Source organism: Homoserinimonas sp. A520 (assembly GCF_054489245.1).
Map to the genome: position 1 here is coordinate 65319 of NZ_JBTMWX010000002.1, position 25732 is coordinate 91050.

The 25732-nt window shown below is 66.2% G+C and carries 26 protein-coding genes; 17 read left to right on the forward strand and 9 right to left on the reverse strand.

What is annotated here, in order from left to right:
* Positions 1 to 169 precede the first annotated feature (169 nt).
* Positions 170 to 1126 (forward strand): hypothetical protein, encoded by a 957-nt coding sequence (locus ACX3PH_RS04830; protein WP_459089978.1) that lies wholly within the window; start codon positions 170 to 172, stop codon positions 1124 to 1126.
* 109 nt (positions 1127 to 1235) lie between these two features.
* On the opposite strand, the gene ACX3PH_RS04835 is transcribed toward ACX3PH_RS04830, so the two are convergent.
* Both ACX3PH_RS04835 and ACX3PH_RS04840 read right to left on the reverse strand, forming a co-directional pair.
* Positions 1236 to 2990, reverse strand: a complete 1755-nt coding sequence (locus ACX3PH_RS04835) for an acetyl/propionyl/methylcrotonyl-CoA carboxylase subunit alpha (protein ID WP_459089980.1) — start codon at positions 2988 to 2990, stop codon at positions 1236 to 1238.
* Positions 2991 to 3077: 87 nt separating this feature from the next.
* Positions 3078 to 3740: a Maf family protein gene (locus ACX3PH_RS04840; protein ID WP_459089982.1), complete on the reverse strand. Its 663-nt coding sequence runs from the start codon at positions 3738 to 3740 to the stop codon at positions 3078 to 3080.
* 21 nt (positions 3741 to 3761) lie between these two features.
* On the opposite strand from ACX3PH_RS04840, the gene ACX3PH_RS04845 reads away from it, so the two are divergent.
* From ACX3PH_RS04845 to ACX3PH_RS04860, 4 genes are all read left to right on the forward strand, one after another.
* Positions 3762 to 4997, forward strand: coding sequence for a class I SAM-dependent RNA methyltransferase (locus tag ACX3PH_RS04845; protein WP_459089984.1), 1236 nt, complete (start codon positions 3762 to 3764; stop codon positions 4995 to 4997).
* Positions 4998 to 5138: 141 nt separating this feature from the next.
* On the forward strand, positions 5139 to 5843 hold the full coding sequence (locus ACX3PH_RS04850; protein ID WP_459091424.1) for a response regulator transcription factor: 705 nt from the start codon (positions 5139 to 5141) through the stop codon (positions 5841 to 5843).
* On the forward strand, positions 5833 to 7101 hold the full coding sequence (locus tag ACX3PH_RS04855; protein ID WP_459089986.1) for a sensor histidine kinase: 1269 nt from the start codon (positions 5833 to 5835) through the stop codon (positions 7099 to 7101). Before ACX3PH_RS04850 ends, ACX3PH_RS04855 begins: the two co-directional genes overlap by 11 nt.
* Entirely contained in the window at positions 7098 to 8168 is a 1071-nt protein-coding gene (locus tag ACX3PH_RS04860; RefSeq protein ID WP_459089988.1) for a hypothetical protein, read from the forward strand. The genes ACX3PH_RS04855 and ACX3PH_RS04860 overlap by 4 nt, the downstream gene beginning before the upstream one ends.
* Before the next feature lie 444 nt (positions 8169 to 8612).
* On the opposite strand, the gene ACX3PH_RS04865 is transcribed toward ACX3PH_RS04860, so the two are convergent.
* Complete coding sequence (locus ACX3PH_RS04865; protein ID WP_459089990.1) at positions 8613 to 8870, reverse strand: acyl-CoA carboxylase subunit epsilon; 258 nt, start codon at positions 8868 to 8870, stop codon at positions 8613 to 8615.
* On the reverse strand, positions 8867 to 10495 hold the full coding sequence (locus tag ACX3PH_RS04870) for an acyl-CoA carboxylase subunit beta (protein WP_459089992.1): 1629 nt from the start codon (positions 10493 to 10495) through the stop codon (positions 8867 to 8869). The genes ACX3PH_RS04865 and ACX3PH_RS04870 overlap by 4 nt, the downstream gene beginning before the upstream one ends.
* Positions 10496 to 10666: 171 nt before the next feature.
* On the opposite strand from ACX3PH_RS04870, the gene ACX3PH_RS04875 reads away from it, so the two are divergent.
* From ACX3PH_RS04875 to ACX3PH_RS04885, 3 genes are read left to right on the forward strand one after another with little or no spacing between them, the layout of a single operon-like run.
* Positions 10667 to 11434, forward strand: a complete 768-nt coding sequence (locus ACX3PH_RS04875; RefSeq protein WP_459089994.1) for a biotin--[acetyl-CoA-carboxylase] ligase — start codon at positions 10667 to 10669, stop codon at positions 11432 to 11434.
* Positions 11435 to 11437: 3 nt separating this feature from the next.
* Entirely contained in the window at positions 11438 to 11986 is a 549-nt protein-coding gene (locus tag ACX3PH_RS04880; RefSeq protein WP_459089996.1) for a PH domain-containing protein, read from the forward strand.
* A complete protein-coding gene (locus ACX3PH_RS04885) occupies positions 11983 to 13284 on the forward strand; it encodes a UDP-glucose dehydrogenase family protein (RefSeq protein WP_459089998.1) in 1302 nt (433 codons plus the stop codon). Before ACX3PH_RS04880 ends, ACX3PH_RS04885 begins: the two co-directional genes overlap by 4 nt.
* Here the strand turns inward: ACX3PH_RS04885 and ACX3PH_RS04890 are convergent.
* A complete protein-coding gene (locus ACX3PH_RS04890) occupies positions 13183 to 13860 on the reverse strand; it encodes a GtrA family protein (RefSeq protein WP_459090000.1) in 678 nt (225 codons plus the stop codon). The genes ACX3PH_RS04885 and ACX3PH_RS04890 overlap by 102 nt on opposite strands.
* Before the next feature lie 106 nt (positions 13861 to 13966).
* On the opposite strand from ACX3PH_RS04890, the gene ACX3PH_RS04895 reads away from it, so the two are divergent.
* The 5 genes from ACX3PH_RS04895 (at position 13967) to ACX3PH_RS04915 (ending at position 17659) form a co-directional block, all read left to right on the forward strand.
* Positions 13967 to 15079, forward strand: coding sequence for a 5-(carboxyamino)imidazole ribonucleotide synthase (locus tag ACX3PH_RS04895; protein WP_459090001.1), 1113 nt, complete (start codon positions 13967 to 13969; stop codon positions 15077 to 15079).
* Positions 15080 to 15169: 90 nt separating this feature from the next.
* Entirely contained in the window at positions 15170 to 15394 is a 225-nt protein-coding gene (locus tag ACX3PH_RS04900; protein ID WP_459090002.1) for an AbrB/MazE/SpoVT family DNA-binding domain-containing protein, read from the forward strand.
* The gene (locus ACX3PH_RS04905) at positions 15394 to 15780 is read left to right on the forward strand and encodes a PIN domain-containing protein (RefSeq protein ID WP_459090005.1); all 387 of its coding nucleotides are present in this window, start codon (positions 15394 to 15396) and stop codon (positions 15778 to 15780) included. Before ACX3PH_RS04900 ends, ACX3PH_RS04905 begins: the two co-directional genes overlap by 1 nt.
* Before the next feature lie 59 nt (positions 15781 to 15839).
* Positions 15840 to 16334 (forward strand): 5-(carboxyamino)imidazole ribonucleotide mutase, encoded by a 495-nt coding sequence (gene purE / locus ACX3PH_RS04910; protein ID WP_459090007.1) that lies wholly within the window; start codon positions 15840 to 15842, stop codon positions 16332 to 16334.
* Positions 16331 to 17659 (forward strand): LCP family protein, encoded by a 1329-nt coding sequence (locus ACX3PH_RS04915; protein WP_459090009.1) that lies wholly within the window; start codon positions 16331 to 16333, stop codon positions 17657 to 17659. The genes purE and ACX3PH_RS04915 overlap by 4 nt, the downstream gene beginning before the upstream one ends.
* A 124-nt stretch (positions 17660 to 17783) precedes the next feature.
* On the opposite strand, the gene ACX3PH_RS04920 is transcribed toward ACX3PH_RS04915, so the two are convergent.
* The 4 genes from ACX3PH_RS04920 to ACX3PH_RS04935 are packed head-to-tail and all read right to left on the reverse strand — an operon-like array spanning position 17784 to position 21703.
* The gene (locus ACX3PH_RS04920) at positions 17784 to 18941 is read right to left on the reverse strand and encodes a glycosyltransferase family 4 protein (protein ID WP_459090011.1); all 1158 of its coding nucleotides are present in this window, start codon (positions 18939 to 18941) and stop codon (positions 17784 to 17786) included.
* A complete protein-coding gene (gene rfbD / locus ACX3PH_RS04925) occupies positions 18938 to 19789 on the reverse strand; it encodes a dTDP-4-dehydrorhamnose reductase (RefSeq protein ID WP_459090013.1) in 852 nt (283 codons plus the stop codon). Before rfbD ends, ACX3PH_RS04920 begins: the two co-directional genes overlap by 4 nt.
* Before the next feature lie 2 nt (positions 19790 to 19791).
* A complete protein-coding gene (gene rfbB / locus ACX3PH_RS04930) occupies positions 19792 to 20787 on the reverse strand; it encodes a dTDP-glucose 4,6-dehydratase (RefSeq protein WP_459090015.1) in 996 nt (331 codons plus the stop codon).
* Between the two features lie 31 nt (positions 20788 to 20818).
* A complete protein-coding gene (locus tag ACX3PH_RS04935; protein WP_459090017.1) occupies positions 20819 to 21703 on the reverse strand; it encodes a glycosyltransferase family 2 protein in 885 nt (294 codons plus the stop codon).
* A gap of 77 nt (positions 21704 to 21780) precedes the next feature.
* Here ACX3PH_RS04935 and ACX3PH_RS04940 point away from each other — a divergent pair, with 77 nt between their 5' ends.
* From ACX3PH_RS04940 to ACX3PH_RS04955, 4 genes are read left to right on the forward strand one after another with little or no spacing between them, the layout of a single operon-like run.
* The gene (locus tag ACX3PH_RS04940) at positions 21781 to 22788 is read left to right on the forward strand and encodes a glycosyltransferase family 2 protein (RefSeq protein ID WP_459090019.1); all 1008 of its coding nucleotides are present in this window, start codon (positions 21781 to 21783) and stop codon (positions 22786 to 22788) included.
* Positions 22789 to 22812: 24 nt separating this feature from the next.
* A complete protein-coding gene (locus tag ACX3PH_RS04945) occupies positions 22813 to 23424 on the forward strand; it encodes a dTDP-4-dehydrorhamnose 3,5-epimerase family protein (protein WP_459090021.1) in 612 nt (203 codons plus the stop codon).
* A 5-nt stretch (positions 23425 to 23429) separates the two neighbouring features.
* The gene (rfbA, locus tag ACX3PH_RS04950; protein WP_459090023.1) at positions 23430 to 24299 is read left to right on the forward strand and encodes a glucose-1-phosphate thymidylyltransferase RfbA; all 870 of its coding nucleotides are present in this window, start codon (positions 23430 to 23432) and stop codon (positions 24297 to 24299) included.
* A complete protein-coding gene (locus tag ACX3PH_RS04955; protein WP_459090025.1) occupies positions 24296 to 25657 on the forward strand; it encodes a glycosyltransferase family 4 protein in 1362 nt (453 codons plus the stop codon). The genes rfbA and ACX3PH_RS04955 overlap by 4 nt, the downstream gene beginning before the upstream one ends.
* The last annotated feature ends 75 nt before the right edge of the window (positions 25658 to 25732 follow it).

Below are 25732 nucleotides of genomic sequence, written 5' to 3' on the forward strand. Positions count from 1 at the left end.
TGTTTGTCGATGATGCGCCCGTTCGATGGAGGGTCATCGTCGACAACTAGTGTCATCGTTTGCTGTGTTGGTACGGCCTCCGCTCCTCCACACCGCCCAGCAGCGCGGGAGTGTCCTCCAAGGTCGACTGCGATCGATTGGTGACTGAATCATCACTAACCATGTCAGGATGCTCAACTACATCAGCGAGGAATGGCGCGACGGACTTGTACTGGCAAGAGAACAGGTGAAGCTGGGCGCGCGAAGTGACTTCTATTCGCGAGTGCAGAAGGGTGATCTCGTTGCGGTGGCGCGGGGTGCGTACGTAACCCAGGAGGCGTGGGCGCAACTCGGTTCAGATTCCCGCTATCGCGCCCGAGTGAAGGCGACTGCTGCGCTATCGCGCCGTCGGCTGGTGTTCTCGCATCACTCCGCCGCAGCATTGTGGCGTCTGCCCATTGTTGGTCACTGGCCCAACCAAGTCCACGTCATTGTGGGGCGGTCCGGAGGAGGGCGGTCGAGCGCAACGGTCGCACGTCACACAGTCGGGATTCCTGCCGACATTGAAACGATTGACGGGTTGACGGTTACGACGCTTGCGAGAACGGTGGTGGACTGCGCGAAGGTGTTGACATTCGGTCCCGCCGTGGCAATGGCGGATGCTGCGCTTCGCAGAACGGAGCATCCAATCGATGGCCCACCGCTGACCAAGCTTGTATCAAGCGACCTCGTTCGCGAGGCATCCGTGCTGGCCCTCCGCCAGTCCTCGGCGAAAATCGCGAGAGTGATCGAGTTCGCAAATGGCGCAGCCGATCGACCGGGCGAGTCGTTGAGTCGGGTGAGCATGTTGCGGGCGGGCATCACGATGCCTCGTCTCCAGGTCGAGCTCTTCGGGGCAAGCGGGCGTCGCTATGTTGTCGACTTCTGGTGGCCCCAGTTCGGTGTCATTGGTGAGTTCGACGGCAAGGACAAATACCGCAATCCGGTGTTTCTTCGGGGGCGCACCCCGGAGCAGGCACTTCTTGACGAAAAGGATCGCGAGGACGACTTGCGCGCCGCGGGCCACGCGATGGTCAGGTGGGGGTGGACTGTCGCACGGTCACCTCAACTGCTGGCGAGCAAGCTCACCCGAGCAGGGGTGCACTGAGATGGGTCGTCAACGATGACGGGCTTTGTCGACGATGACGTGCTATCTAACAGGGTCATCATCGACGAAGGCCGTCATCGTCGGGTGTCGAGGGGCGCGAGCCGCCGGACTAGACGATGTTGAGCAGCAGGTGCCCGGATGACACGGTGGCGCCGACGGTGGCGTTCACTCCCGAGATGGTCCCGTCTTTGTGCGCGGTCAGGGGTTGCTCCATCTTCATGGCCTCCAGCACCAGCACGAGGTCCCCCTTGACGACCTTGTCACCCTCGGCGACCGCGAACTTGACGACGGTCGCCTGCATGGGCGCCTTCACCGAGTCGCCGGTCGCGGTGACGATGGCCCCGCCGCCGGCGCGACGGCGCGGGGGAGCGGTCAGCGCCCCGCCGCCGCTCGGCGCGGAGCCCAGCGACTCCGGCAGGCCGACTTCGATGCGCTTGCCGTCCACCTCGATGACGACGGTGCGCCGCGCCTGCGCGGGTGCGGCGTCTTCCAGCGACCCGCTCCACGGTTCGATCTGGTTGTCGAATTCGGTTTCGATCCAGCGCGTGTAGATGCTGAATGGCGATGAGGTGAAGGCGGGGTCGCGCACGATGGCGCGGTGGAACGGCAGCACTGTCGGGAGTCCCGCCACCTCGAATTCGTCGAGCGCGCGCCGGGAGCGTTCGAGCGCATCCTCGCGGTTGTGCCCGGTGACGATCAGCTTGGCCAGCAGTGAGTCGAACGCGCCGCTGATGACGTCGCCGGTGGTGACGCCGCTGTCGACGCGTACGCCGGGGCCGCCGGGCTTCCGCAGCACGTGCACGGGGCCCGGCGACGGCATGAAGTTTCGGCCCGGGTCTTCCCCGTTGATGCGGAACTCGAACGAGTGCCCACGCGGCGCCGGGTCGTCGTAGTCGAGCGCGCCGCCCTCAGCGATGCGGAACTGTTCCCGCACCAGGTCGATGCCGGTGACCTCTTCGGAGACCGGATGTTCCACCTGCAGTCGCGTGTTCACCTCGAGGAACGAGACGGTTCCGTCGGCGGCGACGAGGAACTCGCAGGTTCCGGCGCCGACGTAGCCGACCTCACGGAGGATGGCCTTCGATGAGCTGTACAGCAGGGCATTCTGCTCGTCGCTGAGGAACGGTGCCGGCGCTTCTTCGACCAGCTTCTGGTGCCGGCGCTGCAGCGAGCAGTCGCGGGTGGAGATGACGACGACCTTGCCGTACTGGTCGGCGAGGCACTGCGTTTCGACGTGGCGCGGCTTGTCCAGGTACTTCTCGACGAAGCACTCGCCGCGCCCGAACGCGGTGATCGCCTCACGGGTGGCCGACTCGAACAGTTCGGGGACCTCTTCGCGGGTGCGGGCGACTTTGAGCCCGCGTCCGCCGCCGCCGAAGGCTGCTTTGATGGCGACCGGCAGGCCGTGGGTGTCGACGAAGTCGAGTACTTCTGCGGCATCCGCCACCGGGTTGAGGGTGCCCGGCGCGAGTGGGGCGCCGACTTTCTCGGCGATGTGCCGGGCGGAGACCTTGTCGCCGAGCTGTTCGATGGCGCTGGGGGAGGGGCCGACCCAGATCAGCCCGGCGTCGATGACGGCCTGGGCGAACTGGGCGTTCTCGGCGAGGAATCCGTAGCCGGGGTGCACCGCATCCGCTCCCGACCGCCTGGCGATGGAGAGGATCTTGTCGATGACCAGGTACGTTTCGGCGCTGGTGGTGCCTTCGAGTGCGTACGCCTCGTCGGCGAGTTTGACGTGCCGGGCGTCCCGGTCCTGGTCGGCGTAGACGGCGACGGTGGCGATGCCGCTGTCTTTCGCTGCCCGGTTGATTCGGACCGCAATCTCTCCACGGTTGGCGATCAGAAGTTTCGAGATACGGGGCATAGTTGTTTAGCCTATTCCGGTTCTGACCCCGCTATTTGGCGAAAGCCCACAAATTTGACGGATGCCTTCGTGGGGACGTCGACAACTTCAGCGGTTCCAGAGTTCGTGCCAGCCCACCCCGAACCCGTCCCGCAGCAGGCTGCGCAGTGTCGGTATGGAGAGTCCGATGACGGTGCTCGGGTTGCCGTCGATGCGGCGGATGAACGCCTGCCCGCGGCTGTCGACGGTGAATGCGCCCGCCACCGACAGCGGCTCCCCGGTGCCGATGTAGGCGTCGATTTCGGCGGCCGTGACGTCGGCCGCGAACTCGACGCTGGCATCCTCGACCGCGCCGATCCCGGCGCAGGCTATGCCGGAGTGCACGCTGCCGGCCCGGTGGTCGATGACCCAGTGCCCGGAGTGCAGCACCCCGGTTCGCCCGACCATCCGCTGCCAGCGATCGCGGGCGACGGCTGCCGTGTGAGGCTTCCCGTACACGGTTCCGTCGAGCTCGAACGCCGAGTCGCCGCCCAGGATGAACCCGTCGATAGCTGAACCGTCGACCAGTTGCCCGACGACGGCTTCGGCTTTCAGCCGGGCAAGTTCGTACACGGTTTCGGATGCCGTCGGGGGCCTCCCAAGGCCAGCGGCCAGCGAGGCGACTGCCGCCTCTTCGTCCACCCCGGGGCTGATCAGCCCGGCCGGTTCGACGCCCGCCGCGCGCAGTGTCGCCAGCCGTGCCGGTGAGGTGGAGGCCAGGTAGAGGCGCACGCGGGCTCCTATGCTCTAGGGATGGGCGAATGGCAGGGCAGGCAGCTGGAAATCGACGTTACCAACGTAGCTCACGGCGGTATCGCGGTCGGGCGGCACGAGGGCCGGGTGGTGTTCGTCAGCGACGCTATCCCCGGCGAGCGGGTGGTGGCCCGCGTGAGCGACGACTCGAAGGCGAAGTTCTGGCGGGCTGAGACGGTGAGCGTGGTGACCCCGTCTGAGCACCGCCAGGAGCACGTCTGGTCGGCGGCATCCGTCGACCGTGACCCGGATGAGCGTGCGGGCGGCGCCGAGTTCGGGCACATCCGCCTGGATCACCAGCGGGAGTTGAAGCGTCAGGTGCTGGCGGATGCCCTGCAGCGCATGGCCGGAATCGAGAGTCAGGTCGTGGTCGAGCCGATCCCCGGGAACGAGGACGGCACCGGCTGGCGCACCCGCCTGCGCCTGCACGTCGCGGAGGACGGCACCCTCGGCCCGTACGCGGCCCGCTCGCACCGGGTCATCCAGGTGGCGGATGTTCCGCTGGCCACCCCCGAGGTGGCCGCGATCACCCCGCTCGACGAGAAGTTCCCCGGTTCGACCCATGTCGACGTGATCGCCCCGTCGGTGGGCAACGCCTTCGTGCTGGCCGGCGGTGAGAAGACGAAGCAGAAGCGTCACGCCATCACCGAGCAGGTCGGCGACAGGATGTTCCGGCTCGACGTGCACGGTTTCTGGCAGGTGCACCGGTCGGCGGCCCAGACCCTGACCACGGCGGTGCAGGATGCGATCGACCCTGACCTCTTCGAGGCCCGGGCGGCGAACCAGGACCTCTACGGCGGCGTCGGCCTGCTGGCTGCGGCCGTCGGTGACCGCTTCGGCAGGCAGACCAGGATCACCACGGTGGAGAGCGACTCTCTGGCCACCGATCACGCTGCCGAGAACCTGGCCGAGTGGCTGGGCGCATCCGCTGTGACGTCCCGCGTCGACCGCTACCTGAACCAGTTGGCGAAGGCGCGCACCAGCCTGCCCGGTGCCACGGTGGTGCTCGACCCGCCGCGTTCCGGGGCTGGGAAGGCGGTCGTCGATTCGCTGGCGGCTCTCGCCCCGGCCCAGTTGGTCTACGTCGCCTGCGACCCGGTCGCGCTGGCCCGCGACCTGGGCCTGCTGCAGGAGCGCGGCTACGAACTGACCCGGCTGCGGGCGTTCGACTTGTTCCCGCACACTCACCACGTCGAGGCGGTTGCGACACTGGTGAAGACGGATGCCACGAGGTGAGCGATCGGGTCGCATGGCCTCCCGAAATGGCGAGACTGCGCAGGTCGCCCCGGCGTCTCTTCCCCGTATCGCTGAGCCCACCCGATAGCATGTGTTCAGTAGTGCTGGTCTTCCAGCTAGCTGGGGGAGACGGGAATGACGATGAGCCAAAGCGAGAGTCCGTCTATGAGCCTCGGCCGGTCGACTCGACAGGTACGGGTTTCTGTCGTGGACGACCATGAATCGGTGAGACTGGGCCTGAAGGCCGCCTGCGATGAGGCCGGTTTCGACTTCATCCTGGCTGCAGCATCCGTTGACGACTTCGTCGCCGGCCTGAACGGCCGCGAGAACGATGTGGTCGTACTCGATCTGTCCCTCGGCGACGGTTCCACCGTCACGGAGAACGTGAAGCGTGTGCAGGCCACAGGCTCAGCCGTGCTGGTACACAGCATCGCAGACCGGGTCGCGCTGGTGCGTGAGGCCCTGGCTGCCGGTGCCGCCGGTGTGATCCCGAAGTCGTCGGCGACGCAGATTGTGATGAGCGCCGTCGAGTCCGTTGCCCGCGGAGACGTGCTGAACAACCTCGAGTGGGCTACCGCGATCGATGCCGACCGTGACTTCGCGAAGGCGCAATTGGGCCGTCGTGAGCGTGAGATCCTGCACCTCTACGCCTCAGGCCTCCCGCTCAAGCTTGCTGCGGAGCAACTGGGCATCGGCTACTCGACCGCGCGGGAGTATCTCGACCGGATCCGCGCCAAGTACATCGAGGTCGGCCGCCCGGCACCCACCAAGGTCGACCTGCTCAGGCGCGCAGTCGAGGACGGGATTCTTCCGGGGCTCGACTCCGACGGCGTTGATGTCCGTTAGGGCTGCCGCGAAACCCGTCGCGCGCCAGCCCCGCCCTGCCCGCAGGCCGATCAGCCGTGCGCTGATCGAGGTTGTCGCCTCCCGCTCGGTCGCCTTCTTCGGCCTCGCGTTCGGTGCGCAGACGATTCCGGTGGCGCTCGACCAGTGGAAGTACGCGAACGACATCTGGTTCCTGACAATAGGGGTTGCCCTGTTCGGCGGCCTGGTGCTGGCGGTGATCGCGTCGATTGTCAAGCGCTGGGTGCGTGCCGCGAACGCGTTCGTGCTGGTGGTGTTCCTCATTGCCCTGATCACCTGGCCGATCGGGCTGGAGGGGGAACAGTGGACGAGCCCCGATCGCCCCTGGTTGTGGTTCCTCGTCACGGTGGCCACTGCCGCCGCAGCGATCGCCCTGCCGGTGTGGGTGGCCACCTTCTACCTGTTGCTCGCCCCGTTGCTGTACGGCATCATCCGCTCTAGTTCGTCCGGCGGCAGTGTGCACCCGGCGCTGGTCAGCCTTGACGTCATCTATGCAGTCATCCTGGGCGGTGCCGTGCTGATCATCGTGACGATGCTGCGTGGCGCGGCGGCGGCGGTGGATGCCGCCCAGGCGACGGCGCTGAGCCGTTACGTTGACGCCGTGCGGGAGCACGCGACCGAGGTCGAGCGCGTTCAGGTGGACGCGATCGTGCACGACAGCGTGCTGACGACCCTGTTGTCTGCCGGCAAGGCGGATAGCGCCGAGTCGAGGGCGATGGCTGGGCGAATGGCGACGGATGCGATCGGTCACCTGCAGAGGGAGACGTCGACTTCGACGGTCGACGCGGTCGATGTGGGCGTGCAGGCGTTGGCAGACCGGATCGGCCTGGCCGCGTCGACGCTGAGTTCGATCATCGACGTGCGCACGTCCACCATCGGGGAGAGCGCCATCCCGGCGTCGGCTGCGGAAGCGCTCTACTCGGCAAGCCTGCAGGCGATGGTGAACAGCCTGCAGCATGCCGGCGATGCGCCCGGCGTCACCCATTGGGTGCTGGTGACCAGCCAGGCGGATGGTGGCGTTCTCATCGAGGTGGGTGACACCGGGCGCGGTTTCTCTATGGAGGAGATTCCGGTGGAGCGCCTCGGGCTGCGGGTGTCCATCATCGACCGGGTGTCGAACGCCGGGGGTTCGGTCGAGGTCGACTCCGTCCCGGGTGAGGGTACCGCGATCCGGCTCTTGTGGCCGGCGCCGGTGGCCCGCCGCATCCGCCCCTCCACGCGCGTGGGTGATGCCTCATGATCACCGTCCCGCGGTACATGATCGTGGCTTTGGCCGCGGTGTTCTCGGTCTACCACCTGCTGCTCGGCACCCTCTCCATCAACGCTGGCTCGTCGCCGGCCCTGTACCTGGTGGCCATGGTGCTGTATGCCGGGGCGACCGTGCTCAGCCTGCTGCCAACCAGGCGCCGTCGGATGCAGCTGTGGCTTGCGGCGTTCAACCTTGCGATCGCGGTGGCTGCGCCCATCCTGGTGACCAGTCAGCTGTTGGTGGCCGGCGCCGACTATGTTCCGGGTTCCGACCGATCGACCTGGTACGTGGCCGCGGTGGGCACCCTGATGGTGATCACCTCGGCGAGGCGGCGCCACTGGTTCGCCTGGGCCGGGGTCGCGGCTCTGGTGGTGCAGACGGCGCTGTGGGCCGGCCCCGGCGCCCTGGCATCGCTCGGCGTCGTGGGCAGCGTGCTGTGGGTCGGGGTGTCGCACGCGCTGTCGCGCTCCCTCGACAAGGCGGGGCGCGACGCCCGCACCTACGCTCTCGCCGAGCGTGAGGCTGCCGAGTGGCGGGCAGCCCAGGAGGCGCACCTCTTCGAGCGCCAGTTCCGCCTGGAGCAGACCAGCCGCATGGCGCTCCCGATGCTGAGGCACATCGTGGATGTGCGCGGCGAATTGACGACCGGCCAACGCCAGGAGTGCCTGTACCTGGAGGGCGCGATTCGCGATGAGATCCGCGGTCGCAAGCTGCTCAACGACCGCGTGCGCGAGCAGGTGATGGTCGCCCGCCGACGCGGCAAGGTGGTGAACCTGCTCGATGAGGGCGGTGTGGACGACCTGCGGGAGGACGAGCTGGAGCGCGTTCACAATGAGCTGGCCAAGGCGATCCGCGACACGACGGCCAACCTGATCATCGCCCGCACGGTTCCGGAGGGGTCGGATGTCGCGGTCACGGTGGTGGGGCTGAGCGCCACTGGTGAGGGTGAGGCCCGCGCCCTCGGGTCTGAGGCCGCCGAGGATGACGAGGATCGCGTCGACCTGTGGCTGGAGATCCCCCGCGAAGTGCGGAAGGCCGCGTCGCCGGTGGAGCACTAGCTTCTCTGTGGGTTGAGTGGGCCCACCAGGGCCGTAGTTCCCCTGAGTAGGTCGCGCAGCGACCGAATCGAAGGGTCGAAACCTGGTGCCGGTTAAATGCGAGAGGGCCGGATACCCCTACCCGGCCCAATCGCTAAACCCCGAGTCAGGGCGATAACCCGAATACCGCCCTGACTCGCCCCCAATTCGTTAGCTCGCTTACCCTAGTCAGCTAACGATTGGCGGGTGTACCTCTATGAGAAACACCTAGCAACATCAATACTGCATGGTTGGACCGTATCGCAAAAGTCGTCACTTCGGGGGACGGCCGGGGGACAAATCTACTGAACACTCCCGGGAAACAGGAGGAAAACGGCGGAGACGCCGCGTAGATGGGGACAATTCGGGGTACGTCCTGCGTGGAAGCGGTCGTTTTTGCAGGAGTTTTGCGAAGATCGTTTGTTTTTAGAGAGCTTGACGGTTCCAGGCGCCCGGCCCCGGCACAATCTCGCGTCTGAGCTGTCGTTGCGACACCGACCAGGCGCTGCGCGCAGCCGGCTCTGCGGACATCCGCTGCCCTTCGCCTTCTTCGGCCAGCGCGCTCAGCACTGCCGTGACTGCCGCGATTTCGGTTGGCGTCGGGTTGCCGGCCAGCACCCGGAATTGCGGGGCCGGCTCAGCGCCGTCAGCGGGAGGGGCGTCGGTCACAGCGTTGTCGGTCACAGTGGGATGTTCCCGTGCTTCTTGGGCGGCATCGCCTCGCGCTTCGTCTTCAGCGCCCGCAGCGCCTTCACCACGGCGACGCGGGTGGCGGCCGGCTCGATGACGCCGTCCAGCTCGCCGCGCTCGGCTGCGAGGAACGGGCTGGCCACGTTGTAGGTGTACTCGTTGGCCAGGCGGGTGCGCACGGCCGCGACATCCTCACCGTTCGCCTCAGCGGCCTTGATCTCACCGCGGTACAGGATGTTGACGGCGCCCTGGCCGCCCATGACGGCGATCTCCGCGGTCGGCCAGGCGTAGTTGAGGTCGGCACCCAGCTGCTTGGATCCCATCACGATGTACGCGCCGCCGTAGGCCTTGCGGGTGATGACGGTGACCAGCGGGACGGTGGCCTCCGAGTAGGCGTACAGCAGCTTCGCCCCGCGGCGGATGACGCCGGTCCACTCCTGGTCGGTGCCGGGAAGGTAACCGGGAACGTCCACCAGCGTCAGGATCGGGATGCTGAAGGCGTCGCAGAAGCGCACGAACCGGGAGGCTTTCTCGCCGGCCTCGATGTTCAGCGTGCCGGCCATGGCGTTCGGCTGGTTGGCGACGATGCCCACCGAGCGGCCCTCGACCCGGCCGAAGCCGACGACGATGTTGGGGGCGAACAGCGGCTGGGTTTCCAGGAAGTCGCCCGCATCGACGATGTGCTCGATGATCGTCTTCACGTCGTACGGCTGGTTCGGGCTGTCCGGGATGACCGTGTTCAGCTTGCGGTCCTCGTCGGTGATCTCCAGCTCGACGTCGCTCTCGTAGACGGGAAGTTCGGCGAGGTTGTTGTCCGGAAGGAACGACAGCAGCGCGCGGGCGTAGTCGAGCGCGTCGTCCTCATCGCTGGCAAGATAGTGGGCGACACCGGACTTCTGGTTGTGGGTGAGCGCGCCGCCCAGTTCTTCCATGCCGACGTCTTCCCCGGTGACCGTCTTGATGACATCCGGTCCGGTGACGAACATCTGGCTGGTCTTGTCGACCATGATGACGAAGTCGGTGAGGGCGGGGGAGTAGACCGCGCCGCCGGCGGCCGGGCCCATGATGATGGAGATCTGCGGGATGACACCGGATGCCATGGTGTTGCGACGGAAGATCTCGCCGTACTTGCCGAGCGCGACAACGCCCTCCTGGATGCGCGCGCCGCCGGAGTCGAGCATGCCGATGATGGGAACGCCGGTCTTGAGCGCGAGGTCCATCACCTTGATGATCTTCTCGCCGGCGACCTCGCCGAGGGAGCCGCCGAAGATGGTGAAGTCCTGCGCGTAGACGCAGACCTGGCGGCCGTGGATGGTGCCGGTGCCGGTGACGACGGCGTCGCCGTACGGCCGGGACTTCTCCATGCCGAAAGCGTGCGTGCGGTGTCGCACATACTCGTCGAGTTCGACGAAGGAGCCGTGGTCGAGCAGCAGTTCGATGCGCTCGCGGGCGGTCTTCTTGCCCTTGGCGTGCTGCTTGTCGATCGCCTTCTCGCCGCTGGCCGTCACCGCCTCGTGGTAGCGGACCTTCAGGTCGGCGAGCTTCCCCGCGGTCGTGTACAGGTCGGGCGTGCCTTCGTTGGCATTCTGGGGTGTCGTCTCGGCAGTCACGTCGTTCACTTTACCGTCCGGGCCACCGCATCCCTTGGAGCATCCCTACAAATCGCGGTCCCGCGCTTGTCTTTCACTTCTCACGATGACGCCGTTTGTCGGCGATGACGCAACTTGTATCGGCGTCATCGACGACAAATGGCGTCATCGTTCGGCTGAAGCACTCCGTAGTCTGGTGGGATGCAGCTTCCCCTCAGTCAGGCCTTCGCCGCCCGTCTCGAGTTCCTCGACGAGTGCGGCTCGACCAACACCGAACTGATCGGCAGGGCAGCGGATGCCTGGCCAGACTTCTCGGTGGTCGCCACCACCAGCCAGACGGCTGGGCGGGGCAGGCTCGACCGGGTCTGGGTTGCCCCTCCCGGGCAGACGCTCGCGGTGTCGGTGTTGCTGCGCCCGTCGTTCTCGTTGGAGAGTTACGGCTGGCTCCCGCTGATCGCCGGCCTCGCCGTGGCCCGAGCCGTGGAGGGTCTCGTCGAGGCGGACGTCACGGTCAAGTGGCCGAACGACGTGCAGATCGACGGGCTGAAGGTGAGCGGGCTGCTCGCCGAGCTGCTCCCCGCCGCTGGCGGGGTCGTAATCGGCGCCGGCCTCAACCTGACGATCCCCGCGGAGAGCCTGCCGACGCCGAACTCCACCTCTCTCGCCCTGCACGGCGGCGACACCGACGTCGACCGGGTGCTCGCGGCCTACCTGCGTGAGCTGAAGCACCTGTACCGAGACTTCGCCGAGCACGGGGGCGATGCCGAGGCCAGCGGCATCCGCCACCTGGTGCAGCAGCAATGCAGCACCGTCGGGCAGCAGGTGCGCGTCGAGCTTCCCGGCGGCGTGACCCGATACGGCACGGCCACCGGCATCGACGAGCTGGGCCGCCTGGTCTACACCGACCGGGCGGATGCCTCGGTTCAGACTGTCGCCGCCGGCGACGTAACCCATCTGAGGTATGAATGACTCATGCCATCCGAGTTCGCTGAGCCTGGGGCGGACGCCGAGCGGGTTGTCGCCCGGCTCCGACCCCATGCTCGCGCACTGTTCTGGCCCTCGCTCCTGCTGATCCTCGGCATCGGGGCGCTCGCCTATTTCAGCGGCTCGTTTCCGGAGGACTGGCAGAACCTGGCCCTCGTGGCCGGCGGCAGCGCCCTGCTGCTGCTCATCTGGATTGTGCCGCTGTTCCGCTGGCTCGGCCGTCGTTACGTGATCACCACCCGCCGGCTGATCATGCGCTCTGGCACGTTCACCCGCACCAGGCAGGAACTGCTGCACAGCCGCGGCTACGACATCACGGTGCGGAAGGGCGCGCTGCAGTCGATGTTCGGCAGCGGTGACGTGCTCATCAACACCGGTCTCGACCACCCGGTCGAGCTGCGCGACGTGCCCACCGCCGACCTGGTGCAGAGCACCCTTCACGACCTCATGGAGCGAAGCATGAACCCGATCGCGGCCAGGCGCCAGGCCGAACTGTCGAACCCGGTCGATGAGACGACCAGGTGGGGTACCCGATGAAGATTTCGGTAATCGGATGCGGCTACCTTGGCGCGGTGCACGCGGCTGCCCTGGCCGACCTCGGCCACGAGGTGGTCGGCGTCGATGTGGACGAGTCGAAGGTGGCGTTGCTGGCGTCCGGGCATCCGCCGTTCTATGAGCCGGGCCTTGCCGACCTGTTGACGAAGACGGTTGCCTCCGGGCGGCTGTCGTTCACCACCGATGTGTCGCGCATCCGTGGTGCGAGAGTGCATTTCATCGCGGTGGGGACACCGCAGCTGGACGGCAGCAACGCGGCCGACCTGAGGTTCGTGGACGCGGCGGTCGCCGAGATCATCCCGTTCCTGGCGCCCGGGGACGTGGTGGCTGGTAAGTCGACCGTTCCGGTGGGGACCGCTGAGCGGCTGGTCGGCTCCGTCGAGGCGACCGGTGCGCGTCTGGCGTGGAACCCCGAGTTCCTGCGCGAGGGCTTCGCCGTGCAGGACACGATCGCCCCCGACCGGCTGGTCTACGGCGTGCAACCAGGCGACGAGGCATCCGTCGCCGCCCTCGATGAGGTGTACGCGGTCGCGCTGGCGAACGGCACGCCGCGAATCGTCACCAATTTCGCGACCGCCGAGCTGGTGAAGGTGTCGGCGAACGCGTTCCTGGCGACGAAGATCTCGTTCATCAACGCGATGGCGGAGGTGGCGGAGGCGACGGGTGCGGATGTCACGCAGCTGGCGGATGCGATCGGCCACGACCCGAGGATCGGCCGGCGCTTCCTGAACGCCGGGCTGGGCTTCGGCGGGGGGTGCCTGCCGAAGGACATTCGCGGGTTCATGGCGCGTGCGGAGGAGCTCGGTGTCGACCAGGCGCTCAGTTTCCTCCGCGAGGTGGACGGCATCAACCTGCGTCGCCGCGGCCGCACCGTCGAGTTGACCACGGAGGCGCTGGGCGGTGAGGTCTCCGGCAAGCGCATCGCCGTGCTGGGGCTGGCGTTCAAGCCGGACTCCGACGACGTGCGCGACTCGCCCGCGCTGGATGTCGCGGTGCGGCTATCCGAGCTGGGGGCGGATGTTGTCGCAACCGACCCGCAGGCGGTCGAGACTGCACGCGCGCGGTTCCCCGAGTTGACCTACGCCGCCAGTGCCGAGGAGGCGGCCGCGGGGGCGGATGCCGTGCTGCTGCTCACCGAGTGGAAGCAGTACCGCGAACTCGACCCGGAGACGTTCGGCTCAGTGGTGGGGTCGCGCGTCATCGTCGACGGGCGCAACTGCCTGGATCCGGTGCGCTGGCGCGCCGCCGGCTGGCGCTACCGAGCCCTCGGAAGGCCTTAGCCCCGCATTAAGCGGGTTGAGCTTGTCGAAACCAGCCGAGCTCGTCGAGGCACTTCCGCGCGCCGAGCCCCTTAAGCCGGTCGGGCGAGCGAAGCGAGGCCTGGCCTGAGCCTGTCGGAGAGTCGAGACCAGCCGAGCTTGCCGAGGCGCATCCGCCGGTTCCCGAAACACCCACACCCGGTACCCCCAGAACCGGAAAGCCGTCCCCAACGCCAGCCCGACCACGTTGCTCGACACGTTGTCGGCCAGCAGCGATTGGTACCCGAGTACGTAGTGCGACATCCACAGGCAGAACAGCCCGATGAGCATCCCGCCGAAGCTGACCAGGAAGAACTCCGCGCCCTCTCGCGCCAGGTGCCCGCGGCGTTCGCGGGCGAAGGTCCAGTGCCGGTTGCCCATCCAGTTGGCGACGATGGCCAGCGACGTGGAGATGACTTTGGCCACGACCGGGCCTTCGTGGAGGGCTTCTGGTGAGAACACGGTGAGCCGCAGCAGGTTGAACACGCTCACGTCGATGACCAGTCCGATGAGTCCCACGAGCCCGAACCGGGTCAGCTGGGTGAGCAGTGTGCGCAATACGGCTCCTGAGGGATGAGCGAAGATAGGGGGAGCGGTTTGCAGTCTAACCGCACACCGCCTGCGGTCCCTGAGATCGCACCGAGAGCGAATTCCGGAGCAAACCATGTCACTGACTGTTGGTGTTATCGGTGGTGGACAGTTGGCCCGCATGATGATCCCGGCCGCCGTGAACCTGGGTGTGGACATCCGCGTGCTCGCCGAAAATGAAGGAAGCCCCGCCGATCTGGCCGCTTCTGCTGTCGGCGACTACCGAAACCTCGAAGAAGTCCTTCGTTTTGCGCGCACCGTGGATGTGGTGACGTTCGACCACGAGCACGTTCCGCAGGAAGTTCTGCGCGAGCTGGTGGCTGACGGCATCGCCGTTCACCCCGGTCCGGATGCGCTGCTGTTCGCGCAGGACAAGTTGTTGATGCGGCAGCGGCTCACCGAGTTGGGGCTTCCGGTTCCGGTGTGGGCGAAGGTCGAGAACGTCGAGCAGCTGGATGCGTTCCTCGCCGAGAATGGCGGCCGTGCCGTGGTGAAGACGCCGCGCGGTGGCTACGACGGCAAGGGTGTGCGGGTCATCCGTTCTGGCGCCGAGGTCGCCGACTGGTTCGGCGACGGCGCGCTGCTGGCGGAGGAGCTGGTCGATTTCCGCCGCGAGCTTGCCCAGTCGATCGCCCGCAGCCCGTCAGGCGAGCTGGTGGCCTGGCCGGTGGTGGAGAGCATCCAGCGCGATGGGGTCTGCGCCGAGGTGATCGCGCCGGCACCGAAGTCGGCCGGCAAGCTGGCCGACGTGGCGGAGCAGATCGCCCGCACGGTCGCCGAGGGTCTCGGGGTCACTGGCGTTCTCGCGGTCGAGCTGTTCGAGACGACGGATGACCGGTTGCTCGTGAACGAGCTGGCGATGCGTCCGCACAACACCGGCCACTGGAGTATCGACGGCTCAACGACCAGCCAGTTCGAGCAGCACCTGCGTGCGGTGCTCGACCTGCCGCTGGGGGCGACCGGATGCCGTGACCGCTGGTCGGTGATGGTGAACATCCTGGGTGGGCCGGCCGGTAAACCCCTGCACGAGCGTTACGCGGCGGCGCTCGCCGACCGCCCGACGGCAAAGATCCACAACTACCAGAAGGAGTCACGCCCGGGCCGCAAGGTCGGCCACGTGACGGTCGGCGGCGACGACCTGGACGCTGTCGCGTACGACGCGCGAGCTGCGGCAGCTCACTTCGAGTAGCGCGCGACGAAGCTGTGGAGGCCGTCGAAGGGCCTTTCCACCGCCGCCGCAGCAGTCATACTCCACGGTATGACTGCTATTCTTGACCGCATGAACCACCTCGTCGGAGCAAAAGGGCAAGTCGTCATCCCTAAGGAAATCCGCGACGCCCTCGGGATCAAACCCGGCCAGGAGGTCGTATTCGAGCGGCGCGGTGATGAGGTAGTGCTACGGTCGGCGCCTCGCGCGCCGCTGTTCGCGCGCTTCGCAAACAACGCCTTGGCAGACGCCCTCCTTCGCGAGCGCAGCGCCGACCAGTCGTTCGAGAGCCGCTGATGGTCGTGCTCGACTCCTGGGCGGTTATGCGGCTGCTCGAGGGCACCGAACCGGCTGCGAGCAGGGTGCAACAGCAAGTCGAGGCAGGCACAGCAGTCATGAGTTGGATCAACCTCGGTGAGGTGTTCTCCGTGCTTCGACGTGCGGTCGGTGAGAACGAAGCTCTGGATGCTGTGCGAGACATCGAATCGGCTGTCGCAGTGCTGCTTCCTGATCGGGTGACTGTGCTGGAGGCCGGACGCATCAAGTCAGAACACCGAATGGCATACGCGGATTCGTTTGCCGCAGCGACGGCGGTGCGGCAGAAGGCACCGTTGTGGACAGGGGACCCGGAATTGCTGGTGCCCGACGCCCCATGGAACCCGTACGATCCTTCGCACGAGTAGAGAGCCCGGTCGCGTGTTGCACAGCCAGCCCTTAAGCCGCGCCCGCTACTATCGTTCCCATGCCCGAACCGATCGTCGCCATCGTCATGGGGTCTGACTCCGACTGGTCTGTCATGAAGGATGCCGCCGACGTGCTGACCGAGTTCGGGGTGGCCCATGAGGTCGAGGTCGTCTCCGCGCACCGCACCCCTGAGCGGATGATCGAGTTCGGCAAGCAGGCGGCCGGCCGCGGCTTGAAAACGATCATCGCGGGTGCCGGTGGCGCTGCCCATCTGCCCGGCATGCTGGCATCCGTCACCACGCTTCCGGTGATCGGGGTTCCGGTTCCACTGTCGAGGTTGGACGGCCTCGACTCGCTGCTGTCGATCGTGCAGATGCCGGCCGGTGTGCCGGTCGCCACAGTGTCGATCGGTGGCGCCAAGAATGCCGGCCTGTTGGCGATCCGGATGCTTGGAGCATCCGACCCCGCACTGGCCGAGCGGCTCGGGGCTTACGCCGACGAGCTGAAGTCGATGGTCGCGGACAAGAACGCGGCCCTCCAGCGCAGCCGGTGAGCGCGTCCAGCCCGATCCGCTACCCCGACCTGCGGTCGAGGCAGTCGATGACGACCCGTGCCTGGTGGCTGGTCGTGCTGAATTTCGTGCTGCCGGGTTCGGCGCAGCTGCTGGCGGGTAGCCGCAGGCTGGGCCGGTTCGGTGTGGTGATGACATTCATCATGTGGGTGCTGGTCGCGGCGGCGGCCGCGGTGTACTTCCTGAACAAGTCGTTCATCATGTCGCTGGCGACGAACGTGTGGGCCCTGCTGGCCGCGGAGATCGTGCTGGTCGTCTACGCCGTGCTGTGGCTGGTGCTCACCCTGGACACCCTGCGGCTGGTGCGACTGGTGAAGACTGGTCCCGCGGCCCGTCCGTTCATCGCCGTGCTGGCGATTGTCGGGCTGGTGGCGTCGGCGGGGACGGCTGCCTATGGCGCCAACGTGGTGGAGATCGCCCGCTCCACCATCTCGTCGGTGTTCGACAGCGGCGAGTATGAGGAGCCGGTCGACGGGCGCTACAACGTCCTGCTGCTGGGCGGCGACGCCGGCCCAGACCGCATGGGCTTGAGGCCTGACAGCATCTCGGTCGCCAGCGTGCACGCGGAGACCGGTGCGACGACGATCATCGGCCTGCCCCGCAACTTCGAGCGCGCCGTGTTCTCGGAGGGTTCGCCCCTGTACCAGGAGTTCCCGAACGGCTACGACTGTGGTGATGACTGCCTGATCAGCTACCTGTACACGGAGGGCATCAACCATCCCGACCTGTATCCGGACGCCGAGGCCAACGGCAGCAACCCCGGCATCGAGGCCATGCGTGACGCCGTGGAGGGGGTCACCGGGCTGCAGTTGCAGTACTACGTGCTGATCGACATGCAGGGCTTCTCCGACCTCATCGATGCTTTGGGCGGTGTCTCGATCGAGGTGCCGGAGCGTACGCCGATCGGGCCGGTGACTGCTCCGACACCGTACGGCTATGTCGAGGCGGGCCCGCAGCACCTGGATGGCCCGACGGCGCTCTGGTATGCGCGTTCCCGTTTCGAAAGCAGCGACTACGAGCGGATGCTACGGCAGCGACAGGTGCAGGCGGCCATCCTGGAGCAGTTCGAGCCGGCCAACGTGCTGACGAGGTTCCAGGCGGTGGCGGATGCCGGTGCCCAGGTCGTGAAGACGGACATCCCCCAGGTGATGCTGGGCTTGTTCACCGACCTGGCCACCAAGTCGCGCGCACTGCCGCTGACCACCCTGGAGATCATCCCGCCCGACTTCGACACCCTGAACCCCGACTACGAGTTCATCCACGCCCGAATCCAGGAGTCCCTGGTAGCACCGGAACCCCCCGAGTAGCGCCACTCAAGCTGGTCGAGCTTGTCGAGACCCCGCCGCAAGCTGGTCGAGCTTGTCGAGACCCCCTACTTAGGCTGGTCGAGCTTGTCGAGACCCCCTGAGCTTGTCGAAGGGCCCGCAACCCCTACAAGTCAGCGTGCAGCTGCCACACCTTCTGCGCCGAGTCCTGCCAACTGAACGCCCCCGCACGATCCAGCCCCTGGAAGCGCAGCCGTTCGGCGAGTTTCGCATCGTCGACGACGGATGCGATGGCCGCAGCCAACCGCCCCGGGTAGCCTTCTGCGTCTTCACGCTCCACGCGTAGCCCTGCGCCGGCCGCGACTTCCACGACTGCCGGCGCGTCCGAGTGGACCACCGGTGTGCCGAAGCTGAACGCTTCGATGACGGGCAGCCCGAATCCTTCCGCCAGGCTGGGGAACGCGAACACGGTTGCGCGGTCGATGGCGACGGCGAGGTCGGCGTCGGCCAGGAACCCGAGGGTGCGCACGCGGTCCTCGGCGAGCCCGGCTTCTGCAGCGAGGCTTACGACGTCGAGGTCGCCCCACCCTTCGGGTCCGACGATGATCAGCGGCAGGTCGACGGAGTCGGCGTGGGCGAGGGAGCGGATGAGCGGCTCGAGCCCTTTGCGCGGCTCGAGAGTGCCGACGCTGAGAATGTAACGCTCAGGCAGTCCCAGCCGTGCGGCGCGTACGTCGGGGTCCACCGGCAGCGTGAGCTTGGAGCTCACCGCCCCGCCGATCACGCGGATGCGATCGCCGAAGTCCATGATTTCGTTGAGCTTGCCGGCAACGGCATGCGTGGGCACGACGACGGCGTCCGCGAACCGGTGGGCACGCTTGGCCATGGACTTCTGCCACCAGACGTCGGAGCGATTGAGGGTTTCCGGGTGCGTCCACGGTACGACATCGTGGATGGTCACCACTGTCTGCGTTCCGACCTCGTTGAGCCGGTCATGCTTGTGCATCGGCGCGAGCAGGCTGGGTGCGTGAACCATGCCCTTGCCCGACATGCTTGTTCCGGGGATGCCGACGATGCCCAGCTGCCACAGGAGCGACAGTTCCCTGCGACGCACCGGTAGTACCGCAAGGTCGGCAATTCCAGGGAGGAGCATCCGCAGCCGGTCCCGGTCTTCAGCGGTGGATGCGGAGGCGATCCCGACGACATCGCATCCTTCCGGTGCAGTGCCGATGAGGGCTCGCGTGAGCTCTTCCGTGTAGCGACCGACACCGCCCGGCACCGGGGCGATGATCTGGTCGGCGACGACGCGCAGAGTGGTTGTCATGGCTGTCCCAGTACTCCCTGCTGTGCGGCTGCGACGAGCGCTTCCCGCCAGTCTCGCATCGGTGCGAGGCCGACCGCTTCCCAGGCGTCGTGCCCGAGCACCGAGTATGACGGTCGTGGTGCCGGGCGAACGAACCCGGAGCTGTCGGTTGGTTTGACGCGGTCGGCGTCGAGCCCGACGGCAGTGAAGATCGCTTGAGCGAAGTCGTACCAGCTGCCCTGGCCGGAGTTCGTGCCGTGGTAGATGCCGGCGGGCGCTTCCCTGTCGAGTAGCGCCACGATCTGGCGGGCGAGGTCGAGCGTCCAGGTGGGCTGCCCGACCTGGTCGGAGACGACGGTCAGTTCGTCGCGTTCGGAGGCCAACCGGAGCATGGTCTTGGCGAAGTTCGGCCCATGCTGGCCGTAGAGCCAGGCGGTGCGGATGACGTGGGTGCGTCCCGAGTTCAGTTTCTGTGCCAACCGCTCGCCCTCCGCCTTGGTGCGGCCGTAGGCGGACACCGGGCCAAGCGGGGAGCCCTCCGCATAGGGCGTGGTCGCCGTCCCGTCGAAAACGTAGTCGGTCGAGAGCTGAACGAGCGTCGCGCCGTTTTCTGCAGCTGCTGTCGCGAGGTTGCCCGCACCGGTGGCGTTCACCGCATAGGCGAGGTCTTCGCGCTCTTCAGCGTCATCGACCTTGGTGTAGGCGGCCGCGTTGATAATGACGTCGTGGCCGGCGGATGCTGCACGCACCGCTTCGAGATCAGTCACGTCGAGGTCGGCGCGGCTGAGCGCGGTGACGCTGCGACCGTCGAGCACCGTCTGGAGGTCGTGACCGAGCATCCCGCCCGCTCCCGTGACGAGGTAGCGCATTCTTATTGGCCCTGCGCCTGGTAGCGCGCCTCCGTGGCATCCTTCTGCGGTGCCCACCAGTTCTCGTTGTCGCGGTACCAGTCGATGGTGGCCGCGAGGCCGGCGTCGAAGTCGGCGAATCGGGGAGCCCAGCCGAGTTCGGTGCGCAGCTTGGTGGAGTCGATGGCGTAGCGCAGGTCGTGGCCGGGGCGGTCGACGACGTGGTCGTAGGCGTCGGCGGGCTGCCCGAGCTGGGTCAGGATGAGTTCGATGACGTCTTTGTTGTTCTTCTCGCCGTCAGCGCCGATCAGGTAGGTCTCGCCGATGCGGCCCTTCTCCAGGATGGTGAGTACCGCGGAGGAGTGGTCGTCGGCGTGGATCCAGTCGCGCACATTCACGCCGGCGCCGTACAGCTTGGGGCGCTCGCCGCGGAGCACGTTGGTGATCTGCCGTGGGATGAACTTCTCGACGTGCTGGTACGGGCCGTAGTTGTTGGAGCAGTTCGAGATGGTTGCCTGCACGCCGAACGAACGAACCCAGGCGCGCACCAGCAGGTCGCTGCCGGCCTTGGTGGAGGAGTACGGGCTGGACGGGTTGTACGGGGTGTCCTCGGTGAACCGTTCGGGGTCATCCAGTTGGAGGTCACCGTAGACCTCGTCAGTGGAGATGTGGTGGAAGCGGATGCCGTGCTTGCGCGCCGCCTCAAGAAGAGTGAACGTGCCGACGATGTTGGAGTCGAGGAATGGGCGAGGGTCATCGAGCGAGTTGTCGTTGTGGCTCTCGGCTGCGTAGTGAACTACTGCATCGTGCCGGGCGAACAGCTCGTCGACCAGTGTGGCATCGCAGATGTCGCCCTTGACGAAGTCGAATCGGTCATCCGGGAGCCCTTGAAGTGATTCAAGGTTGCCGGCGTAGCTCAGCTTGTCGAGAACGGTGACCGTGTGGTCGGTCTCGGTGAGCACGTAGTGAACGAAGTTCGAGCCGATGAATCCGGCTCCGCCGGTAACGAGTAGCTTCACGGTGTCATTCCTTGGGTTCGTCGTCAGGCGACTAATTGTCGAGGTTGCGGCGAACGATCCAGGACCGGACGCCGAGCCCGGCCCGCAAGGCAATGCGCACGGGCCACATCCATGGTCCAGCGTACTTGCGATCAAGGAAGCGGATGGCGCTGTCATGGTGCGCCCGAATCATCCGCTCCGAGTCAGTGTTCGTGGAGTGCGCTCCGGTGTGCACGACGACAGCGCTTGGCTCGTAGCGGTTTCGGTAACCTGCCTTGCCGACGCGGTAGCCCAGGTCGACGTCTTCGAAGTACATGAAGTAGCCCGAATCGAAGCCGTTCAGCTGGTCGAAGACAGACCTCCGCACGAGCACGCACGCGCCGGAGAGCCAGCCGACATCGCGCCTCTCAGTCGCCTGGTCGTGTTCGTTCCGGTAGGCGCGGCTCCAGGGGTTTCCGCCCCAGAGGTTCGTGAAGAGGGCATGGCCCACTCCGGTACGAAGCGACGGCACAGCCCGGGCAGACGGATAGACGTCGCCCTCAGCGGTGAGAATCGTCGGGCCTACCGTTCCGATGGTGTCGTCGGCATCGCCCGCGGCGACGAGCCGATCGATCACGCCAGGGCGCAGGCTCACGTCGGGGTTGCTGACCAAAATCCACTCCACCGTGAGCGGGAGGTCGGCGGCGGTTGCGTTGATGGCACCGCCGTAGCCGAGGTTCTGGGGGAGCGGCACCCAGGTCGCGCCGCTCTCGATTGCCAGGGATTCAACGGGGCCCGACGGCTCAGGCTTGTTGTCGGCGATCACCACCGCGAGCGGCTGGCTGCTCGCCTCTGGTACCGATTCCAGGAACTCGCCGAGCACATCCTCCGAGCCGTAGCTCACGGTCACCAAGGCAACGCGCGGCACGCCCGTTGGATGGGGAAGGGGGGAGTTCATAGCGATTACATCCTAGATGGGTCGGCTGAGGCTGAACTGGGCCGGCATGAACACCGGCGTTGTCTAGGCTGTGATGCGTGACCGAGGCCCAGCGACAGCACCCCACCATTTCGGTGGCGCTGTGCACCCACAATGGGGAGCGGTTCGTCGAGACCCAGGTGCGCAGCATCCTGGGTCAGACGCTGCAGCCTGCCCAGTTGGTGTTGTCCGACGACGCTTCGGCGGATGCGACGGTGCAGCTGGTCACCACGCTGGTGGAAGACCACCGCGCAGCGCACCCTGAACATGAACTCGACTTCGTGGTGTTCCGCAATGAGCACGCCCTCGGGGTTGCCGGGAACTTCCAGCAGGCGATTCTCGCCTGTGACGGGGAACTCATCGCGCTCAGCGACCAGGACGATGTCTGGGTGCCGGAACGCCTGGCCGAGATTGAGGCCCTGTTCGCCGCCGACCCGCAGCTTTCGCTGGTGCACAGCGACGCCCGATTGGTCGACGACAACGGAGAGCCGCTCGGGGCAACCCTGTTCGACTCCATCGGGGTCTCCCACTGGGAGAAGGCGACGGAAACTTCCAGCGATGCCCTGCGCGTGCTGGTGCGCAGGAATATTGTGACGGGCGCAACGGCGGTGTTCCGCTCGGAGCTCGCCAGCCGCGCCATGCCGATACCTGGCGCCTGGATTCATGACGAGTGGCTGGCTGCTGTCGCGGCAGTAGTCGGACGAATTGGACTAGACGAGCGCTCCCTGATTGATTACCGACAGCACGGAGGCAACCAGATCGGTGCGTCGAAGTTGTCGTTCGGTGACAAACTCGCTAAATTGCGGGAGCCGCGGCGGCAACGTAACCGCACCCTGCTGCTCCGCGCCGAACAACTGGCGGCACGGCTGCCGAGCCTGGGCGCGCATCCGCAATGGGTATCCCTCGCGGGCGAAAAGGTGCGGCATGAGGCTTTTCGCTCACGCCTCCCGTCGAACCGGCTGCTTCGAGTTGTACCGATATTGGTCCGCGCCAGTGGCGGTTGGTACCGGAAGTTCGGGATGGGAGCGCAGGATGTGCTCCGCGACCTCGTGCAGTCGGACCGCTGAGAGGCCCAAGGTACAATCCATTACGTGCGTATCCGACAACTCGACATTGCCGACGCCTACGAGATCACGCCCGTCCAGTGGGCTGATGACCGCGGGGTCTTCCTCGAGTGGTACCGCTTCGATGAACTCGAGTCGGTCGTCGGCCACCCGCTGACCCTCCGCCAGGCGAACACCTCGGTGTCCCGAAAGGGTGTGGTCCGCGGCATCCATTTCGCGGATGTTCCGCTCGGGCAGGCCAAGTATGTGACCGTCGCCCATGGTGCTGTGCTCGATTACGTGGTTGATATTCGGGTCGGCTCTCCGACATTCGGCCAATGGGACAGTGTGCTGCTCGACACCGTCGATCGCCGCGCGCTCTACCTCGCAGAAGGCCTCGGGCACGCCTTCGTGGCGTTAACGGATGACGCGACCGTGAGTTACCTGGTCTCGGATGTCTACCAGCCGACCCACGAGCACGGAATCGACCCGCTCGACAGCACGGTCGGCCTGGTCTTCCCAGACGAGGCAGGATCGCCTCTGCTCTCCCCGAAAGACCGCGATGCCCCGAGTCTTGAGGAGGCGGCAGCGGCCGGCCTCCTGCCGACCTGGGATGAGTGCCGGAACTTCTACGACTCCCTCAAGACGATCGGAAGCTGAGACTGATGCGCGGAATCATTTTGGCCGGAGGCTCCGGCACCCGGCTGTGGCCGATCACCAAGGGCATCTCCAAGCAGTTGATGCCGATCTACGACAAGCCCATGATCTACTACCCGCTCTCGACGCTGATGCGGGCGGGCATCCGCGAAATTCTCATCATCACCACGCCGGACGACCAGCCACAGTTCGAACGCCTTCTCGGCGACGGCTCCAACCTCGGGATCGAACTGAGCTATGCGGCGCAGCCCAGCCCGGACGGCCTTGCCCAGGCGTTCATCATTGGTGAGGACTTCATCGGTGACGAGAGGGTCGCCCTCGTGCTCGGCGACAACATCTTCTACGGCACCGGCCTCGGCTCGAACCTCCGCAAGAATCTCGAGGTCGACGGCGCGCTCATCTTCGCGTACCAGGTTGCGAACCCCGAAGCCTACGGTGTCGTCGATTTCGATGACGACTTCAAGGCACTATCGATCGAGGAGAAACCGACAAACCCCAAGAGCCGCTATGCGGTGCCCGGGCTGTACTTCTACGACAATGACGTCATCGACATCGCCAAGTCGATTGCTCCGAGCGAACGGGGTGAGCTGGAGATCTCCGCCGTCAACGAGCGGTACCTGTCTGACGGACGGTTGCAGGTGCAACTGCTGGACCGTGGGACGGCTTGGCTCGACACTGGCACCTTTGAATCGATGATCCAGGCCACGGAGTTCGTGAAGGTCATCGAGCAGCGGCAGGGCTTCAAGGTCGGGTGCATCGAGGAAATAGCCTGGCGGGCCGGTTGGATCGATGACGATCAGCTCGAAGACCTCGCGCAGCCACTGATCAAGAGCGGATACGGGCAGTACCTGGTTCAGCTGCTGGCGGAGCGTCGATGACGCGCGTTCTCGTCATCACGGGTGATCCCCTTGGTACGCGGATGGCCGGCCCGGCGATACGGGCGTGGAACATGGCGCGCGTTCTGTCCGGTGAGCACGAGGTAACGCTCGTCACGACGACGTCCCTCGAGCCGGGGCTCGAAGCCCCCTTCGCCCTTCAGCAGGTGCGGCCGGGGGAGAACAACGAGTTTCGGCAGCTGGAACGCTGGGCTGACGTCATCGTCTTTCAGGGTCACGCGATGAACCAGTTCGAGGCGCTGCGATCCACCTCAAAAGTGGTGGTTGCCGATATCTACGACCCGATGCACCTCGAGATGCTGGAACAGGGCAGAGAACTGGCCAGGGCCACCTGGAACCTCCGCGTGTCGACGGCAACGGAAGTGCTGAACCAGCAGCTCGCGAGAGGCGATTTCTTCCTCTGTGCGTCAGAGAGGCAGCGGCTGTTCTATCTTGGCCAACTCGGGGCGCTGGGCAGGATCAACCCGGCCACCTACGAGAACGACCCACACCTGGAGCGACTGCTCAATGTCGTGCCCTTCGGGCTCGACTCGACGCCTCCGCAGCACACGAGGCAGGCGTTGCGAGGAGTCGTCCCCGGCATTTCGGATAACGACAAGGTGCTCATCTGGGGTGGTGGGGTCTACAGCTGGTTCGACCCGAAAACCCTCATCCGCGCGGTGGCAGAGCTCTCCAAATCGCGAAGCAACGTTCGGTTGTACTTCCTGGGAACGAAGCATCCCGGAGTCGAAACGATGGGAATCGTCGCGGAGTCCCTGGAACTCGCCCAGGAATTGGGCGTACTGGGTAGCTCTGTCTTTTTCAACGAAGACTGGGTGGACTACAGCGATCGGCAGAACTTCCTGGCCGAGGCTGACGCTGGGGTGAGCACGCACCATTCTCACGTGGAAACGACATTCTCTTTCCGTACCCGCATCCTCGACTACCTGTGGGCTGGTCTACCCATCGTGGTGACCGAAGGCGACAGCTTTGCGGAGCTGGTCGAGCGCGAGAATCTCGGAGCTGTTGTACCGGTTGAGGATGCCGAGGCGCTCGCCGCAGCCCTGGATCGCGCCCTCTTCGATGAGTCGTTTGCTGAGAATGCGCGGATGAACGTGCGCCGCGTCGCGGAGGATTTCACCTGGGAGCGAGTGCTGGCCCCGTTGACGGAATTCGTTCGAGCTCCCGCTAGAGCAGCCGATCACGGTGCGCCGGGTGGGCGGGGCGCCACCATGGGCAAGACCAGGAAGCCCTACGGTTTCCGGCATAACGCGCGTATGGCGCTCCACCACCTCCAGCACTCCGGTGTGCGGGTTACCTGGCAGAAACTACGGAGGCGGATGGGGTTGACCAAGCAGTGAGGTTTCGAAAGAGCACTCCAGACCTGACAGCAGGCGAGGCCGCTTCGACGCCGACCCGCCGGCCGAAGTTTTCGG